This window comes from Paenibacillus sp. GM2, assembly GCF_900069005.2.
In the GTDB taxonomy this organism is placed as follows: Bacteria; Bacillota; Bacilli; order Paenibacillales; family Paenibacillaceae; genus Fontibacillus.
In genome coordinates this window covers 219,582-237,448 of sequence record NZ_LN831276.1, presented here as the reverse complement: position 1 = coordinate 237,448, position 17,867 = coordinate 219,582, and the positions used below count along the sequence as shown (strand labels likewise).

Annotated in this window: 13 protein-coding genes and 1 pseudogene; 7 read left to right on the top strand and 7 right to left on the bottom strand. The window is 39.4% G+C overall.

The genetic code is table 11. The features are described 5' to 3' along the window. Positions 1–222: 222 nt before the first annotated feature. The 5 genes from BN1360_RS03430 to BN1360_RS03410 all read right to left on the bottom strand — a co-directional run bounded on the left by BN1360_RS03430 (position 223) and on the right by BN1360_RS03410 (position 6,258). Positions 223–2,628 (bottom strand): ATP-binding protein, encoded by a 2,406-nt coding sequence (locus BN1360_RS03430; RefSeq protein WP_068778516.1) that lies wholly within the window; start codon positions 2,626–2,628, stop codon positions 223–225. After that, positions 2,621–3,337, bottom strand: coding sequence for an ABC-three component system middle component 1 (locus tag BN1360_RS03425; RefSeq protein ID WP_068778515.1), 717 nt, complete (start codon positions 3,335–3,337; stop codon positions 2,621–2,623). Before BN1360_RS03425 ends, BN1360_RS03430 begins: the two co-directional genes overlap by 8 nt. Continuing rightward, a complete protein-coding gene (locus BN1360_RS03420; protein WP_068778514.1) occupies positions 3,334–4,752 on the bottom strand; it encodes an ABC-three component system protein in 1,419 nt (472 codons plus the stop codon). Before BN1360_RS03420 ends, BN1360_RS03425 begins: the two co-directional genes overlap by 4 nt. A 124-nt stretch (positions 4,753–4,876) precedes the next feature. Next, entirely contained in the window at positions 4,877–5,536 is a 660-nt protein-coding gene (locus BN1360_RS03415; protein ID WP_068778513.1) for a hypothetical protein, read from the bottom strand. A 380-nt stretch (positions 5,537–5,916) separates the two neighbouring features. Continuing rightward, positions 5,917–6,258, bottom strand: coding sequence for a hypothetical protein (locus tag BN1360_RS03410; protein WP_068778512.1), 342 nt, complete (start codon positions 6,256–6,258; stop codon positions 5,917–5,919). Between the two features lie 230 nt (positions 6,259–6,488). Between BN1360_RS03410 and BN1360_RS03405 the strand changes: the two genes are divergently transcribed. The 3 genes and pseudogenes from BN1360_RS03405 to BN1360_RS03400 all read left to right on the top strand — a co-directional run bounded on the left by BN1360_RS03405 (position 6,489) and on the right by BN1360_RS03400 (position 10,351). Continuing rightward, the gene (locus tag BN1360_RS03405; RefSeq protein WP_068778511.1) at positions 6,489–8,282 is read left to right on the top strand and encodes a TniQ family protein; all 1,794 of its coding nucleotides are present in this window, start codon (positions 6,489–6,491) and stop codon (positions 8,280–8,282) included. Continuing rightward, positions 8,279–8,713 (top strand): annotated as a pseudogene (locus BN1360_RS26360) (TniQ family protein); the annotation flags it as partial. The gene BN1360_RS03405 and the pseudogene BN1360_RS26360, both read left to right, overlap by 4 nt. A 204-nt stretch (positions 8,714–8,917) precedes the next feature. Next, positions 8,918–10,351: a hypothetical protein gene (locus BN1360_RS03400; protein WP_229520786.1), complete on the top strand. Its 1,434-nt coding sequence runs from the start codon at positions 8,918–8,920 to the stop codon at positions 10,349–10,351. Between the two features lie 21 nt (positions 10,352–10,372). On the opposite strand, the gene BN1360_RS03395 is transcribed toward BN1360_RS03400, so the two are convergent. Together BN1360_RS03395 and BN1360_RS03390 are read right to left on the bottom strand one after the other, a co-directional pair. After that, positions 10,373–10,972, bottom strand: a complete 600-nt coding sequence (locus BN1360_RS03395; RefSeq protein ID WP_195714222.1) for a hypothetical protein — start codon at positions 10,970–10,972, stop codon at positions 10,373–10,375. Positions 10,973–11,144: 172 nt separating this feature from the next. Continuing rightward, positions 11,145–11,507, bottom strand: coding sequence for a hypothetical protein (locus BN1360_RS03390; protein WP_068778508.1), 363 nt, complete (start codon positions 11,505–11,507; stop codon positions 11,145–11,147). Between the two features lie 767 nt (positions 11,508–12,274). On the opposite strand from BN1360_RS03390, the gene BN1360_RS03385 reads away from it, so the two are divergent. From BN1360_RS03385 to BN1360_RS03370, 4 genes are all read left to right on the top strand, one after another. After that, positions 12,275–12,850, top strand: coding sequence for a dihydrofolate reductase family protein (locus tag BN1360_RS03385; RefSeq protein ID WP_068778507.1), 576 nt, complete (start codon positions 12,275–12,277; stop codon positions 12,848–12,850). A 536-nt stretch (positions 12,851–13,386) separates the two neighbouring features. After that, positions 13,387–14,679, top strand: a complete 1,293-nt coding sequence (gene hcp / locus BN1360_RS03380) for a hydroxylamine reductase (RefSeq protein WP_068778506.1) — start codon at positions 13,387–13,389, stop codon at positions 14,677–14,679. Between the two features lie 678 nt (positions 14,680–15,357). Further along, entirely contained in the window at positions 15,358–16,158 is an 801-nt protein-coding gene (locus BN1360_RS03375; RefSeq protein ID WP_068778504.1) for a response regulator transcription factor, read from the top strand. Between the two features lie 232 nt (positions 16,159–16,390). After that, a complete protein-coding gene (locus tag BN1360_RS03370) occupies positions 16,391–17,845 on the top strand; it encodes an ABC transporter substrate-binding protein (protein WP_420707870.1) in 1,455 nt (484 codons plus the stop codon). Positions 17,846–17,867 lie beyond the last annotated feature (22 nt).

Sequence of the window (17,867 nt, the reverse complement as noted above, 5' to 3'; positions counted from 1 at the left end):
GATCTGAACAAACATCTCGATTTCAAACTTTCAATTGTATGAAAGCGCGGAAGCAACATACCATAAAGCTCGCGCTTTGATTTAAAAGGTGGACTCCTCAATTTTTTCTTTTTGATTTCACAGATGAACTTACCTGTCTTCATCTCAATAATAAAGTCTGGTTCGTAAATCTGCTATTCTTGATTAAGTGAACAGCAGTTATCAGCAACGGCATTCCAATTTTTAGATATTTTGAGAACCATCATGATCCTGTTGTTTTAATTCCTTTAGTTGTGTATGTTGTCTCATATTGAAGTTAAGAGTATTTAGACCGTACTTACTAAATTTGTACTGTAAATATCTTGATACGTCATCTTCATGTGTGGAAATAATAATTTGTTTATGATTGAAATCGTTTCTTAGTAGTTCAGTTAGGGACGCCATATTAATTTCATCCATGGATTGGACGGGATCATCAATTAGAATTACACCTAAATCCTTATTTGCATAAACTTTGTTAAGCGCTAATGTAAAGGAAATGACGAGTGCAGATAGTTGACCGGAGCTTAAATAATTTAATGCATCGTGATCAGATGAATTATCAGATACAAAAACAATGCTTCCAGCATCTTCTTTTTCTTTAATAAATATCCCGAGACCTCGTTGATAGTTCTGCATTATCTTACCGCTGTAAATATAAAATGGAATCTCAATATCAATCATTATTTTCTTCCAATGTTTCTTGATTCCATTATTATAAATTCCAATAACGTTTTTAATTTCATCCAACTTTGTTTGAAGTTTAGAGTGATCTTCACTTAGTTTCTCAAGTTTGTTTATGTTATCATTTTTTCTTTTATTGTTTTGATTAAAGAATAGAAAATCAATGTATTGTTTTTTTCGTTCTATTGCCTCTAATGTTACTTTATCTACATTTGCTTCTTGGCTTCCGAATGTTCCCTTAAATACTGTCTCAAATTGATTGTACTTTTCATCAAATTCGGCATACCCTTCTTTTATAATCTTCGCTTTTCCACGTAATTCGGTCACTAACAACTCCGTGGCGGATTCCATATTTTCAATAGGTTCGTTCATATTGTTATTTATATAAGGAGTAATATTGATCCCATTTTGGATGCACCATTCTAAGAATGCAAGTATTTCTTTCTCTCGTCGTGAACCGCGCTCTATTTGGGCATAGAAGTCCGCATTAATTACGTTATCTGCATGTGATAAATAATCTTCAATCCAACTAATAATTGGAGAGAGGTACTTTTGGAAAACCTCTTCAATCTCATTTTGTTGGACTATTGTAGATTCGTCATAAAGAGAAATGAAATGTTCTTTCTTGGTTTGAAATTCAGAGAGTAATCTATCATGATCTTGCCAATCGTAACCGCAAAATGGACATTCTTTACCTTGTGTAACTGTATGTTCATGAAACGTACTCGACTGTTGCAGCAGCTTATCTCTGGTAGTGTTTAATTCATTTACTATTCTTGATAACAAAGATCGATTTGTTGATTGGGTTTTTATTATTTCAATTTTTTTTTTTACTGTATCCAAGTCAAACTCAGTATAGTTCCGCAGCTCATCATAATTAATACTGAGTATATTTTCTTGATAATTTTTTAATTTGGTCAGGAGGGATCTAAGCTTTATCTCCTTCTCATGTAGCACCTTGATTTCTTGATACTTTTCAAGAAAAAAAGCATTGCTTATTGTAGCACTTATCAAAGATCTATTGTCTAAGTACTTACCAAGCCGTTGATTGTATACAGCACTCTTATATTCATTAAAGTTAGAAATGAAGTCCTCGATCAGGAGTAATTCATTGATAAATTTATCACGCATTTCCCTATCTGAAATAGTGATGTCTTCTTTATCCCATATCATATCGGAGATACCATTTAACAACGGTTCGTAATTCAAAACATTGTCATCATTGTTTAGTATCTCATTTACATTTTTGTATGACTCTAGACGTTGTTCAATTTCAGCAATAGCCTTTTGTTTGTCCTTTTTTTCTTGATCAAGAATTTTAGCTAATCCATCAAAATATTTCTTCTCATTTTCTTCAGACTTAGTATCAAATAGACGACTGATTTCTCCCATTCTTTCTTTCCCTGGTCTTTTTAAAAATGCTGTGTTCTCTTCTTGCTGAATGTAATAAAACAAACTATATAACCGATCTATTTCGTTAATTCCAAAATGACGACTGATATCGCTTTGTTCGCACTTGGTTTGATTGGTTATAGGGCTTTCAATTGAATCAAGGAGATAGGTATCAAAAATCTCCCATTTTCCTGGTTGCTTTTCTAATCCAGTCAGCCTTTTATTGAAAGGAAGTAATTTTGCAACGGTGATAGTCGGAGCACCTTCACTAACAAATTCTACTTTGATTAAAACGTTTTTTGTGGGATCGTTGCTGAAAAGGACATCATTATATGCAAAGCGAGCATCTTCAGGCTTTTTAATTCTTTCGATTTTTCCCGTTAATGCGAGTTCTATGGCATCAAAAATAGTAGTTTTGCCAAAACCGTTCGGCCCATCTAATACAATTAATTGGCCACCATTCCATTTTAAATGGAGGTAATCAATCCCTTTAAAGTTTTCAATATAAATCTGATTAAGCATATATTTAGTCATTTAATTTGACCCCCACGTATTCCAAAAGGCGTTTTCGTAAAGTATCTTCATCTGGTACTTCTTCCGTTTCCCCATCTGCATCTTCAATCTTATTCAAATTAAGTAAGTCATCTCTGAATTGAAGTAAATCAGGGGTAAGTAAATTATTAATTGTGACTTTTAAGCTGGGAAGTTCTTCATTCCTTATTGTTAAATTCAAAATGGGGAGTTTGATAAATAATTTGCTCACTAAGTTGTATTCAGTTTCATGATATGGGAACTTCTTGTGAGTTTGAAATGCATCTTCACTATTAAGAATCGTATGTAGATAAGTCATAACACTAGTATCCTTGACATTTCTAAGGATCAACTCTTCCTGGCTCTCTGTGTAAGTCAGGACATACTTTTTAAAGAAATAAGGATCTTCTTCAATATCAAAGATTTGTTTATTTAAAGTGCTATTATTATTAAGTGAACTTCGTTTCACACAGATCAACATTGACAAATTCTTATCCATTTGGGGTTCATAACCTTCATCGAGACCCTTAATTGCATCAAAATGTTCATTTAATGAACCGACAATAAGATCTTGAACATCTGCTTCAGTTAAAAATATAGAAAGGTAATAATTTGATTTAGCTGTATCAGAAGCTAATAAACTCGAATCATTCAAAATGGGACGAACAGTATAATTATTCTCCAAGAATAATCTTTCAATTAATTTTCTCACTGATTCAATTCTCCTTTTGCTATATCAATATCAATCATTCGAATCTTTTTTATTTTAGTTACCTTATCATTCGGATTCCCATCATCTGTTTCAATAGCTGTAAATTTCATTGCAGCCTCTTCCAAAGACTTTGCATTTATATTATCTGTAATCATTACTTCGATTTCATACAATTGATTACGGATAGCTGCATTGCTTAAAATGCTACTTGCAATACTTGACTTAATAGTATCGTCAGATCTATATCTATTGCTTATTAATTTTAATGTAGTCGGTAAATAACTAGTATTTATAGATTGAATTTTTTTTACGTATCTATAATTTGTTACATCTAGTTCACGTTTAATTTCATAGAAAGCATAAAGCAGAGTACCAATTCCATCTTCAGGAATGAGATTTCTAAAGGCGTCTTCATCTGCTTTGGGAATATGAATATTTGGTGTGACAATCTGACAAAAAGTAAAGAAATCACTATTACTTAAACTACTTAAAGTTGAAACATATTGCTCTACTTTACGAATGTCTTCTTGTCTCTCCAAGGTTCCTTCATCTATTGTTTTTTGGTGAAGATCAATTGAAAATGAGTCCCAAATACTGTGAAACATATTTCTTAGTCTTAAAATGACATATTCATCTGAGGGCTTTTCCCAGTTGTTTTCAAGTACTTGATATATTTCGGTGAACCATATGCGGTCAGGAATGAAATCAATTTCAGTAGCGTCATCGATTTGTTCATCATAATGTCTTCGGGTTATGTGCCTGTCCACTTCGCCTAGTAGGTAATGGTAAACCGCCTCGATTTGTACAACAGTACAATTCTGGCCCCTATGATCGTAATAACTCTTAATTTTTTGTTTGATTTCGTCTTCGAGTTCATTTAGAGGACAATACCTTTTTGAGCTTGCGTAAGAATAACATGAGAACTTTGAGAAAAGTTCTTCATAAGCATTTGCTGCCATGACCTGATCGTGATAATGGCGCGGTGAATAAGTTTTTATTTTAGGCCCTTTTAATGGGTCTTTGGGCGGTTTAGGCATCGGTGGAGGATCAAGATTCAGTAATCCTTTCTTTATCTCTTCTTCTGTATCAAGATCAGATGCAGAATGGAGATAACAAGATTCACACGACTTAAGTAATGTTTTTCCGAGTAAGTTCCAGATGGCTTCTTTATATTCACTCAATCCCTTTGCTTTGTACGATTTAACTTGATGAATGGATATATACGTTTCTCCATTTAAAATGCAGAAATCTTCATACCATTCCAGTTCTAGGGAGTGGCTTTCATACTCGTCAGGACTAATTCTCATCATGTAGTCCAGTACAACATTTAATGCGACTTTTCCTTGATATTGGTACCCAGACCAACTTGGAATAGCGCTATGGTAGGGGGTATATATAATTGTCTCGGTACTCATTTTTAACATCCTTTATATTTGGAATAAGTCAAAGTAACTAATATTTCGACGAATTCCAAGGATTTCCTTCTTTTTCTGTGAACTTCAGGAAGAAAAGAAGCCCTCAGATAAGCTGAGAGCTTCGCTATTTGAATTTACGACCTTTCTGAGAATACACACTTTCATGTAAGTTTAAACGGCAATATTGGACTACCTTACTCAATAAGTCTAATCCACCCAAGTAGCACAAACCTTCTGCCTCGTGAAGGGAGAGTCCAGATGAATAAAAGAATGTATTCTCATTGAAGTTGTGAGGGTAGACCCAAACAAATTCGTTATCTGCTAATTGTATTTCGATCATTCCTTGTTGTACTAAATATACTGGAATATCAATAACTAGCGGATTACATTGTATATGCTCTTCATAAATGAAGCCAAACTGGCTGGGCAAAGTTATGTTAAGCAAATGGTATAAGGCGGAATTTTGGCTGTATGTATCATCGGATGTATTTGCGGTTTTTATCAATATCTTTGAGAATTCAATAAGCTCTCTTAGGATCATAAATCTTTGGGCATCCACCAGCACTTCAGGATTTTCACCCTTGTCACAGAGCGGATCGGAGTAAGAATGATCCCAGGCATTTTTTATAAATGAAGGTAATTGAAAATGTCTCTCAACTTGTTTAATAAGTCTTCTCCATTTAATTATTAGATTGACATCGTATTTCAGCTTCAGTAATTCAACTGCCTGATATGAGGAATCAACTAAGGTTGCAAGTATCGTTCTTTGGTAATACGTAAGCACACCAATCCCTCCTTTTTGTGATACACCCCATTGTTGAGAAGCAATTTAAGTGTTAGTATCTTCCACTAATAAAATGGGTATGGAGGGTTAGAAAGCTTTAGAAGTTGATGATTAAAATAAAATGATTTCCATGTAGCATTCTCTGTTCAATTTAGCGGACATTTCAAATCACATCATATTCTTGGTGTGGTTTAGTGGGATTTTCTAAAGGGAGGTTGTAAGAGCCTTGAATGAGACGTAAAGGGTCAAGCATTGTCTCTTAGTAATGCTGCTTTTAGATTTTCGAAGCGTCAAACAGGACATAGTACTGGTGCTCTTAATAACTTAAAACGCGAGGAAAGAAATCCTGATAGCCTGCGAGATTTAATGCTTTGAGCATCTTATAGATTTTTCAAAAATTCATAAACTAGAAACAATTTCTCTTCCGGCAATTCCTTAATTAACTCAATTAATTCATCCTTGCCGATCGAACGTGCTTTTTTGGCAAAGGCATTGTAGTTTACTTCTGCTCCTATTCGGCTAGCGAGTTCGTCGATCTCCTGAATTATTTCAGCGAATTCCTCGACATTAGGCTCCATTCCCCAATGTTTGAAAACTGAACGATAGTATTTTTCAAAAAGCTGTGAAGCTTGAGATTCATCCAAACCTTTATTAATTTGTAATTGCTTAATAACCGCATTCATATATAAATCGCTCATAGTATGGTGAGGTTCACTTTGCATTATTAACTTCCCACCTCACTTTTGACCAGGTTTTTTAATTCTAAGTATATAACAATCATTTCCTGTGTTAGTTTCAAACATACCTCAAGTCTCCAAATTAATACGAGCCAGCAGCCACTGCTTAATGGCATTTACACACTTATGCAGTCATGTACAACTTTCCTGGAGTGTTTGTGGGGATAGCGCGGTGGATATAACTAATCCTAGTGTTGTCTAGGAGGATGTTATTAATGAAAAATATTATATTTACGGTTCGTCCGAACCCACGAAATGGAGAGTCATTGTGGAGTTTTCTACTTCGCCTATCTAACCAAAATGGCATTCCATTTCTATTAATGTTAAACAAGATCAAGCAATGGGATAGAAAGTATATCCAAAGGGATGACCTCAACCTCCTCGATATTTCACCTGGAAGCGTCCTGGATATAGAAAATCTTTCGGTTTTGACAGGACAGCCTATCGAGAGATTGCTGGATGCTACTTTAGCTCGTATTTTGAGGACGTTTGGTGTGAATCAAGAGATTCAGCGGGCACGTTTTATGTCCGGTATGATATTAGATACTTATCGGTTCTGCCCCCAATGTTTGAAAGAGAAGTTGTATTATAGACTCTTATGGAAGATGGCTCCTGTCAAAGCCTGTGCTCAACATGACGTTTTCCTAGTCAACGGGTGTCCTAGTTGCAAAAAACAGATTAATTTTCGGGAAGTTGAATTCCTCGACGTGTGCCCTCATTGTGGTTTTTCACTTGTAAGGAGTCAAGTGCAATCGATTGATGATTCTGAAAGAGAGCAGCTGCAATGGATAAATAAGGCGCTGCTTGATTTATTAGAACCTGGAAATCACCATGATAAACCAAATGAAATAGCAATGCGTCTTTTGTATCTTCAATGCGGAAGGCAATCGTATTTTGATCGGCAACTCATAGAGGCAACGGTGCAGTCGGTCTTACCTACATTACTCCAGCATGCAAGAGACAGTCTGTCACAACAGCGAACTCTGCACCTTTCATTTCTATTAAATATCCTGAATAAGCATCATCACTCGATAAATGAATTCTTAGAGATGACCGTTCCAGACAGTTTTGTAGAGTCAGTGATACAAGGTGTGGTTCGTAGGACAGATCATTTGTCGTGTCTAGCACCTTGGTGTAATGGATATCAGCGACCGGGAACGCTTATGAAGACGGGTACAACTATGAAGAAACGTAAATCCGGAGAGGTATTACTGTATTATTTGGCCTGTAATGAATGTGGGTGTGAATACGCAATCGACGAGGGAGGAGAACTCCATGAGCGAACATATTTTATTGAAGGATATTGGTCGTTGCGAACACTACTCACACCACTGACAGGGATAAAACAACTGGCAAGAAGTCTTGGATTTACAGAGGATAAAACTCGCCGATGCCTAGCGTATTTTAGTACCCGGATTAAACTTTCTGAGTGGAATGGTGCTAAGTTTGAGCTTGACACATCTTTGCTCGAACAAGTTATTAGCAATGTTCGTAAAGGAACGATATTGAAGGTCGTTCAGCAGTGGGATTGTTGGGAGAGTTATCAGCAATTTCTCGCTTATCGATTTCACCCGGAGGTTATGCGTACCCTTGTTGATTTGAAGAGGTCACGACCGTCGAAACGGTCAGATGGTGGTGTGAACTATGAGAAAGTTCGCGAAACGCTGGAGCGCTTATTGGAGCGAGATGAGGATATTTCGATTGTTGCGGTGTGTGACATCTTGGGAGTATGCCCTGAAACGATTCGACATTGGGGGTGCAATAACTTGATCGCTGAGGCCAAACAACTTCAAAGAAGACAACGAACTGAATCTATGAAAGATGAAATATATGAAAAGATTGAATCCTACTTGTTATCCAACACTAGCAGTGTTGTCACATCGCGTGCAGCATATGATATGCTTAGAATACAACGTACCATACTCTGGCGAACTGCCCCTGAGCTTACGGCATATATCCATGAGCAAATTGTCCGGCACAACCGGGGTGTCAAAGATGTAATTCAATGAATTGGAGCGGACCAAGTGTGATATCAAGATTTACTATTAGACCAATGCCGAAAAGTGGTGAATCCCTTACTGGGAATCTTATACGAATTGCTCACAGAAACTTCGTGAGTTTGAGTAGTTTGTTTACTTCAGTTCATAACGGTAGCAGGAGACGCACTGATCATCAGATTGATATTCTTGCGGAACGAGTTATTAATCTTGAAGCGTTGTCCGGAACTTTAGGTGTTCATCTCACCCAATTACGGAGCATGACTTTCCAATCGGTAGTAGAGAAATTCGTTGATCATATAGACACATCTCAGGAATACCCTGCTGTGATACGTGACCTGACAGATAAAATCCATCGACGATTTTGCCCAGTATGTTTGCAAGAGGACGGCGTATTGAAATTGATTTGGCAGGTGAAAGAAGTCGAGATCTGCGACAAACATTATGTTCGTCTAACATCGAAATGCCCTGTATGTGCGACGGATCAACCATTTCTTTCAATAAACTTAGCTGTACTTCGTTGCTGTTCATGTGGTTCTAAACTGACACTTCAGGGCACAACAAAAGTAGAAGACATGGGCTTGATCGCTAATCAGCTGCGTGTTTATTCCGACTGGCGTTATCTGATGAACCCTTCATTATCATCATTGGTTTCTAAAGTCCAAGAGTATACAAAAGAAAAATCTCTTGCAATTACTGTTTTATATCTACTGCAAGGTAAGCCTGAAACATATAATCCAGAATCAATTCCACAATCTGCATTGAGGAAATTGATGCAAGGGCTTGTAAGGAAGGTTAGAGATGACCCTGACCCGAAAAGGGTATCCGTACACCAGCTTCTGTCTATTCTAGGCAGGTTAGACCTAGAGCCCTCCGATATACGAAGAATTCTCATACCTAACTCCTATATATCATCCATGTATCCATTAAAATATTCCTTCGGGCCATGTTTAGCCCCATGGTGTAGGTTTAATGGTACAAGTAATGGTATGGAGAGAATCGTTTGGAAACATTGTTTTGAAGAAGATCGAGTACGGTACGCATACCCCAGTGTCTGTAAGGGGTGCTACATGAGATACGGTATTTCGGACAACCAATGGAATAATGTCTCAGTATCGTTTTGTGACGGCATAGAACTTGCTCAAAAAGTAAGAAAGCTGCTAAATAAAGGTGCTTCCAACACAATAATTACACAGAAACTTAAAATTCGATATGCTCAACTCTCAAGAATTACTGGATACCTTGCATATCATCAACTTCTAAACGATAGCAATGCGAAGCATTACACACCGCAATCAATACCCAACAATATTCTTGAGTGTGTTAAGAAAATCGGACCTTTTGTATCGGAGATTGGTCAAGCGAAAGCAAAAGAACTGTATGGGTGGAAAACGACAGAATTTTATTACTACATGGCCACGTCTGAAGCGCAAGCTTACCTTTCAATGGATGAAGAATCAAATGTTTTACTAAGAAGAAAGACGGTGAGAAGAAGAGTTATAACTGAGGGAGAGTTACGGAAACTTGAATCAATTATTGAACAATGGAAAATGAGCGATATTAAGATAACTTTTCATGGTCTTGCAAAAGCGCTTAATTGTCCAGCCATTATTCTTCATGAGAAGCCCTATGAGGATATGGTTATTACCGCTCAGACGGAACAACAGTTTCTTCTCCGTAAAAGGGAAAAGAACGAGTTGCGAAAAAGAGTGAGAGAATTCATCGACTCTAAGCTGCACAGTGGCGAACCCATTGTTGCTTATGAGATATATGCTCATATTGGACGAGGTGTCAATCATCTGAAAAGGCATTATCCTTGGCTCAGGAAGTGGATAACATTAGTTGCGAAGAAGGATCAAGGAACTCGTATCAAGGAAAAAAAAGAAGATTTAATTGCAGGGGTGTTTCTCGCAGTGGAGGAAATCGCCGCTACATCTTCGAATTTGAATTTAGATGTTATTGCTAATCATCTAGGGGTGAGTAAGGATACTCTTAAGCTATATGAGGAAGTCACTGAAGCAATAAATCAGGCTAAGCTTCAGCACAAAATTGGAATAGTTAGAAACAGAATCCGTTCATAAGAGTCTTAAGAAAATCGGACATTATTCATCCCACAAAGAGAACAAATCTTCGCCGAATTGTTTATCAATATATTGATACTTGTATAGATGATGCTTCAACTCATTCCAATCCCGTTGGTAGTCATGATTGTTGTTAAGTGGGGGATAGAATCCAAACAGACTATAGTAGATACCTGTCTCAGTATTGCAGGTCTCTTGAGGGCTCAAGTATGTAATTATCCAATGTAGCGTTTTAACATCATCCTTTTCCAATGTAATGATTTGTGGATGAGTATTGGACATAAGCTCGTCGAGGATACGTTTTGTCTGATCGGTAAACCAGCGACCTACCTTTAGGATATAGATAATCCTTGCAAATTGAATGCACTTCCGGTTTGTAAGAACCTTGGCATCCAACCACGTTTTGCGGGTGGTTAGTACCTCATGATCCTTCCGATAACTTGCATGTCTTTTGAAGAATGAGAGGTTGTGTTCAGTATAGAAACTATCAAAGGCGTTTTGTTTGATCGTGGAAACATCAAGAGTGATGCCTTTAATATAGATATCAACATTGTCGATACTCATCAGGTTTCTTCGGTCTTCAAATACATGTTCAATAGCTTCACGTACCCATCTATTCATCTGTATTTTTGAGGATAGATACTTAATAGGACAAATCTCAAAGGCATCTTCAATATGATTACGATCCCGGTCCTGCCCATTCCAATCATAGGGAATCCAGTCATAACAAGTGATCTCTGCATATAAATCTATGGTATTTAAGGGAAGCTGCTGAATGATTAACGTATGCTTCTTATATTTGAATAATAGCTGGAGCCAGGTACTTACTGTAGCTTTCGAAGATTGGGCGATGAGTATCCCAGTTGCTCACGGCATTACGTGCATTAATAAGCATAACCCTTAGGAACTGAGTAAGATCTTTCGTTTGATTGTCGCACAAATCAACGTTCTCGTATTGGTCGTGCTTGTCTGCTTCTGATGCAGATCCGGCACGGAAACACCAATGCTCCGTATGATTATCAAAATCGATTCCATACCGTGCATTCAGAATAGACAGATCCCCTCGTTCGATTTCTTCCAATTGACTATCATCGGCATATGTAGAAACGAGTTGATCAATTGAACGTTCTAGCGCCGACCTTAAATCTGGTTTCATTGTCATTTCTCCATTTAAATTATCTTTTTTTCTTAGTTTACAGCTTTATTTTCCAGTCCACTACTTTATTTTCTTTGGATATGTATTAGACCGTTACTTCTCTTACAAACAATACAACTAATGCCGTTTTAACATATACTAATGATGGTTTATGTCATTATTAATTATTTATAATGTCATTTTGTTCGAACTAAACCTAGGGTTTAGGTTAGTTTTTGTGTCATCTGTAGATATACCTCACAATTAGTGTTCAGTGAATATAAAGTATTAGATTGGGTTAATTGTAGTAACGTAAATAGAGGATGGTTAGTTCATTATATAAGCTAACCATCCTCTATTTTTGTTTGCTTGAAAGTTGTGATAAGTATCCGTTTGTATTTCTGCTTCTATTATCTATCTTTTACACTGTTCTTGCTTTATAGTCACTTGAAAGTTCTAAAAGGAATACAGATGTTCAAAGGTTTGGATAAAAAAGGGTTTTGCATATTGGTTATATATAATATATAAAATCCTTTAGTTTATCTGGCTTTTATTAATTGGGTCTTGATAAACTAAGAAAATAAAGATGTAGACTGATAAATAAAGTATTAGACTCAAGCGGTAGCGATCTACTAACGGAGTTTTGCGCAACATTGTTGTCTTCGGAAAATACGGATTTCCACTAGAATGTAACGTGATGGTTTATAATGAACGTAACAGCAGGATGAAACGCGGGCTAATGGCCAGAAAACGAACAAACTAAATTCGAATTCGGAGGAGAAACGAATATGAGAAAACTCGTTCTATTTTTGCATGCATCACTTGATGGTTTCGTAGAAGGGCCGAACGGTGAAATGGACATTGGCTGGGTTTCCTACAATGCTGATCTGGAGGAACACGCGAAAGAAATTCTGAGTACTGCTGACACTGTTATTTGGGGACGTGGAACTTATCAGATGATGCACAGTTACTGGCCATCTGTGCCTTCGAACCCATCAGCTTCGCAGTATGAACGTAATCATGCGGAGTGGATCGAAAAGACAGCCAAAATCGTGTTCTCCACGACGCTGGAGAAAGTCGAATGGAACAATTCCAGACTGGTGAAAGAAGATGTCGAGGAAGAGATCAAGAACCTCAAACAGCAGCCTGGCAAGGATATAGTCATCCTCGGGAGTCCCAGGTTCGCACACTACCTTATGCAGTTTGATTTAATAGATGAGTATAAAATTACGGTTTCTCCCGTCCTGATCGGCAGCGGGTTGCCGTTATTCCAAGGTATCAAGGAGAAGATTAATCTTAAACTTATCGATAACAAGACATTTGATTCTGGAGCCATAGGCCTCGTTTACCAGACACTCAGATGACCGTGTCTCCTAAGTAGATTAGCTAACGAAGAACGGTAGCTCAATAACGAAAGGCAATCTAAGACTTTATTTTCCAAGTTTTAAGACTGCCTTTCGTTATTGTGGAGTTTAATCTAATACTACTTAAAGGTAGCCGATTCTCTCCTCCTAAAAACCGTATCAAATCAACAATTCCAGTCTACCACTTTATTTTCAACGGACAATTAGGGTCATATGATAAAAAAGTATGGAACCGCTGAAGTTAGTCCCGATGAGATATCATCGGGACTGTTTTTTTAGGGTTGAAGCAACAGCTATACATGCAGCAAATAAGCGGTGGTTATCTGCATGACCTGCAGCACCACCGCTTAATGAGCTTAGGTCAGACAAATAAAGGATTAGTTTGGAGTTACAAAGCTAATGGGCAGTTATGCGCAATAAACACCACAGTTCAAGAACTCGAAATAAAGAATGTGAGTGCAATCACACATGGATTTTTTTGGTTTTGTTACGTTGTGGATAACGATTCTATCATCTCATTTACGGAGGTTAACGATATGTTTTGTTATCAGTGTGAACAAACGCCGAATGGAGGATGTAAAGTTGTTGGGGTATGCGGCAAGAATGAGACTATAGCGAGCTTGCAAGATACGATGATTTTTGCATTAAAAGGTATTGCCGCCTATGCGACGCATGCCAGGCAGCTAGGATATAGCGATCCCGAGGTGGATCGAATTACCCATGAAGCTTTGTACATGACTTTAACCAATTCCAACTTTAATATGCAGGAGCACCTGGAGATGGCGATGAAGGTCGGAAATGCGGCGGTACGGATCATGGACGTGCTGGATCAAGCGCATACGGATCGCTTTGGCATTCCGCAGCCGGTAACAGTCAGTCAGAATAAAATTGAAGGTCAATGCATTGTGGTGACAGGACATAATTTGTACGCGCTGGAGGAACTGCTGCGGCAAACAGAAGGGAAGGGTATCAATATATATACCCACTCGGAAATGCTGCCCGCTCACGGATATCCGCAGCTTAAGAAATATGGACAATTAAAAGGCAACATAGGCAAGGCCTGGTACGATCAGCGTAGGTTGTTCGAGCAGTTCCCGGGTGCTATTCTCGCGACCACCAACTGCGTAATGCCGATTAAAGGCACATATGCGGATCGCTTTTTCTCTTATGAAGTAGCGGGGCTGGAAGGTGTCACAAAGATTATCAATGATGATTTCTCCCCGCTGATCGAGCGTGCTTTATCGCTGCCTGCGGTAAATATAGACTCCGAGCAGGTGCTCACGACCGGATACCACCACGAAACCGTGATCGGACTCGCTCCTGAGATTATTCAAGCCGTCAAAGACGGACATATCCGCCGCTTTTTCGTCATTGCAGGCTGTGATGCACCGGGGACAGGCGGAAATTATTATCGTGAACTGGCGACCTCCTTGCCGAATGATACTGTTATTTTAACTACTTCTTGTGGAAAGTTCCGCTTTAATGATGTAGATTATGGCACCGTAGGGGACACAGGCATTCCGCGTTATATCGACCTTGGGCAGTGCAATAATTCAGGTTCGACCGTGAAAATTGCTTTGGCCCTGGCTGATGCTTTTGGCTGTACTGTAAATGAACTGCCCGTCAGCATCGTACTTTCCTGGTTTGAACAAAAAGCGGTCGCCATTCTGCTCGGTCTGTTCAGCCTTGGCATTCAGGATATTCGCATCGGACCGAAGCCGCCTGAATTTATCTCGCCGGGAGTGCTTGATGTGCTGGTAGAGATGTTTGGATTAAAGTTGATTACTACCGCCGAAGAGGATATGAACGCGATGTTGGCATTGTCGTAAGGAAATAGGTGTTGTATTGAGTGGGGTGGGGGCCAATCACGATTTACATCAACCTCTCATATTTTTGGATAGGCCAAATCCTTTAACAATCTGAAGCCTATATTGGAAATGGGGCTGATCTATTGGGTGAGAACGGCAAGAGCAGGGATGATAGAGCGGGGAAGTTGCTGTCACCCCTTCGTTAATGCTTAATTAAGATACGTCAAGCATAAATTATGATATAGAGGCGTTGGAGATTTTCTCCGAGGCCTCTCTTTATTTTATCCAGAAGAGCAATGAATTAAGAAAGCAAGAAGGATAGGAGGGGAAGGATTAACGCAAATTTTCAGAAGATTTCCGCACAGGAAATAGTAAAAATTTAAACTTGATCTTGTTTTTGTTCAATGATAAAAAGGAAGTACTTAGTGCAAAAGATACACAATAATGATAGCAACTGGGGGGTGGTCCTAATGGTAAATATCAATAGGCTATCCCTGTTTCTATTTGGAGGCAGGATGTCTGGGATGCCGGGATTAGAGCAGGCAAATATTTATGGGAAGGGGGACCCGGGAGGGATGAGCACAGTTGTCTATCGTAAATTACATATTACCCTTCATAAATAATCGATGCTGCATCGTAAGAATTTTTCAAAGGCAATCAGGGCAAGAGAAATAATTTGTATCCGAGGGGGCGAATGCCATGAGGAGCCGAACGATTCTTATCGTCGATGATGAACCGAGATCTAGAGAGGGAATGAAGAAGATACTCGGGGTATGGGCAGCCGGTCAATATGAAATCCTCACGGCGAGCAATGGGGGAGCCGCACTGCAAATTCTTGAGGAGACTCCGATAGAACTAATGATTACGGATATCCGTATGCCGGAAATCAGCGGTCTTGCACTAGTGAGTCAAATGAGGGCCAAAAGGATTCAACGTCAGCCTTCCGTTATTTTTGTATCAGGTCATGCTCAGTTCGAGTATGCCCAGGAAGCGCTTCGTTTGTCCGTGGTAGACTACTTGCTGAAGCCGGTAGGTCGGGAGAAGCTGATCGCATCCGTAGAGGGCGCTCTGAAAGCAGGGGAGGAGAAGGAACATCTCGTCTTCATGCGAAAGACGGCGGATCCGCAGCTTATGGCTATCAGGGATGAAGAGGCCGTATTAAGCGAAGCCGTCCGTCAGGCGATGCACTATATAGAGACACATATAGATGAAGCGATAAGTCTGCAGGAAGTTGCCGGACATGTGCATCTGAACGGAAGTTATTTCAGTGCACTATTCAAGGAGCAATGCCAGATCAATTTTAGCGAATATGTCACCCGCAGGAAATTGCAAAAAGCGAAGGAATTGCTGCTGAAGACGAATCTGACTATCGCAGAGATCGCTTGCCGCAGCGGTTATCAGAGAGTCAATTATTTTAATAAACTGTTCAAAGAATATGAAGGAATGAGTCCGGGGCGATATCGGTCGATGAGGAACGGAATGGAGGCCCAAATTCAATAGGGACTCAATTAAATATAGAGAATTGTAAAGATGCCATGGGAGAGGCCCATGGTGTTTTTTTTGAATATAAGCGGAGGGGGTTTTGAAAAAAAAGTGAAGTTAAAGGGCCAGTTTTGATGCCAAAACCGGACTTTGTGAACGCGCTCTTATGCAATTGGCCCAAAATCCAAAAATAGTGGAACTTTCCCCAAACACAGGCTCCTTATGCATAGAGAGTATAGGATTTATAATTATGTATGCGGTTACAACGAAACCGAATAATGAGATAAAAAAGGGGAGGCAAAGTATGAAAAAAATGAAACGTGTTTTAGTAGGACTTTCTTTACTGCTCGTAATGTCGTCTGTACTTGCAGCATGTGGCGGAAAATCAAATTCATCGAACGAGCCGAACTCAAGTCCAGCTCCAACCACTAACAATTCTAGCACTCCACCACCGTCAAATGAGAAGGTTACAGTCAATCTCTGGAGCTTTACTGACGAGATTCCCAACATGACGGAAAAGTATCTTGCAACTCATCCTGACGCCAATGTGGAATTCAAAACTACGATTATTGCAACTACCGATGGCGCTTATCAGCCGGCTCTTGACCAAGCTCTGGCTGCTGGCGGTAAAGATGCTCCAGACATTTATGCAGCTGAAGCAGCTTTCGTGCTTAAGTATACACAAGGCGATGCATCCGATTATGCAGCTAACTATGCTGACTTGGGTCTTGACGACCAAAAGGTTAAGGATGCAGGCATCGCTCAATATTCCGTTGATATCGGCAGTAAAGATGGTGAGTTGAAAGGTCTTGGTTATCAAGCAACTGGCGGGGCCTTCATCTATCGTCGTTCCCTTGCAAAAGACGTATTCGGTACGGATGATCCAGCTACGATCAAGAATGAAATTGGACCGGGCTGGGATAAGTTCTTCGACGCAGCTGCGAAGCTGAAAGCTAAAGGATACGGCATTGTATCTGGTGACGGTGACATCTGGCACCCGATCGAGAACAGTTCTGACAAGGGCTGGATTGTAGATGGAAAGCTTCATATCGATCCGAAGCGTGAAGAGTTCCTTGATCTTTCCAAGAAGCTGAAAGACAACGGTTATCATAACGATACACAAGACTGGACTGAAGCATGGTATGCAGATATGTCCGGAAGTGGCACTCAACCAATCTTCGGGTTCTTTGGTCCAGCATGGCTGATCAACTACGTTATGAATGGTCAAGTCAAAGATACGAATGGCGACTGGGCTGTTACTGAGCCGCCAACCGGCTTCTTCTGGGGCGGTACATGGCTGCTTGCTAACAAGGATGTAACCAAGGACGAAGCTAAGAAGAAAGCAGTAGCTGACTTTATTAACTGGGTTACGCTCGATACTTCGGACACAAGCCTTCAATATTATTGGGCTAACGGTACGATGAAGGATGGCGAGCAAGGTACGAAGGACAGCGTAGCATCCTCTGTGGTTATGTCGAAATCCAACGGCGAAATCGAATTACTTGGCGGACAAAACATGTTCGACGTGTTCGTTCCAGCTAACGCTAACGCTTCCGGTAAGAACTTGACTCAGTTCGACGAGACGATAAACTCACTCTGGCGCGATCAAGTACGCGAATACACCGCAGGCAACAAGGATCGTGATAGTGCGATCGCAACCTTCAAACAGCAAGTCAAAGACCAGCTTGGTATTGATAGCGAATAAGAAGGAGCTGGAGGGGCGGGGG

Coding starts and splice junctions, on each gene's coding strand:
- BN1360_RS03430 (WP_068778516.1), bottom strand. CDS start 2,628: ATGACTAAATATATGCTTAATCAGATTTATATTGAAAACTTTAAAGGG.
- BN1360_RS03420 (WP_068778514.1), bottom strand. CDS start 4,752: ATGAGTACCGAGACAATTATATATACCCCCTACCATAGCGCTATTCCA.
- BN1360_RS03410 (WP_068778512.1), bottom strand. CDS start 6,258: ATGCAAAGTGAACCTCACCATACTATGAGCGATTTATATATGAATGCG.
- BN1360_RS03405 (WP_068778511.1), top strand. CDS start 6,489: ATGAAAAATATTATATTTACGGTTCGTCCGAACCCACGAAATGGAGAG.
- BN1360_RS03395 (WP_195714222.1), bottom strand. CDS start 10,972: ATGAATAGATGGGTACGTGAAGCTATTGAACATGTATTTGAAGACCGA.
- BN1360_RS03390 (WP_068778508.1), bottom strand. CDS start 11,507: ATGAAACCAGATTTAAGGTCGGCGCTAGAACGTTCAATTGATCAACTC.
- BN1360_RS03385 (WP_068778507.1), top strand. CDS start 12,275: ATGAGAAAACTCGTTCTATTTTTGCATGCATCACTTGATGGTTTCGTA.
- hcp (WP_068778506.1), top strand. CDS start 13,387: ATGTTTTGTTATCAGTGTGAACAAACGCCGAATGGAGGATGTAAAGTT.
- BN1360_RS03375 (WP_068778504.1), top strand. CDS start 15,358: ATGAGGAGCCGAACGATTCTTATCGTCGATGATGAACCGAGATCTAGA.
- BN1360_RS03370 (WP_420707870.1), top strand. CDS start 16,391: ATGTATGCGGTTACAACGAAACCGAATAATGAGATAAAAAAGGGGAGG.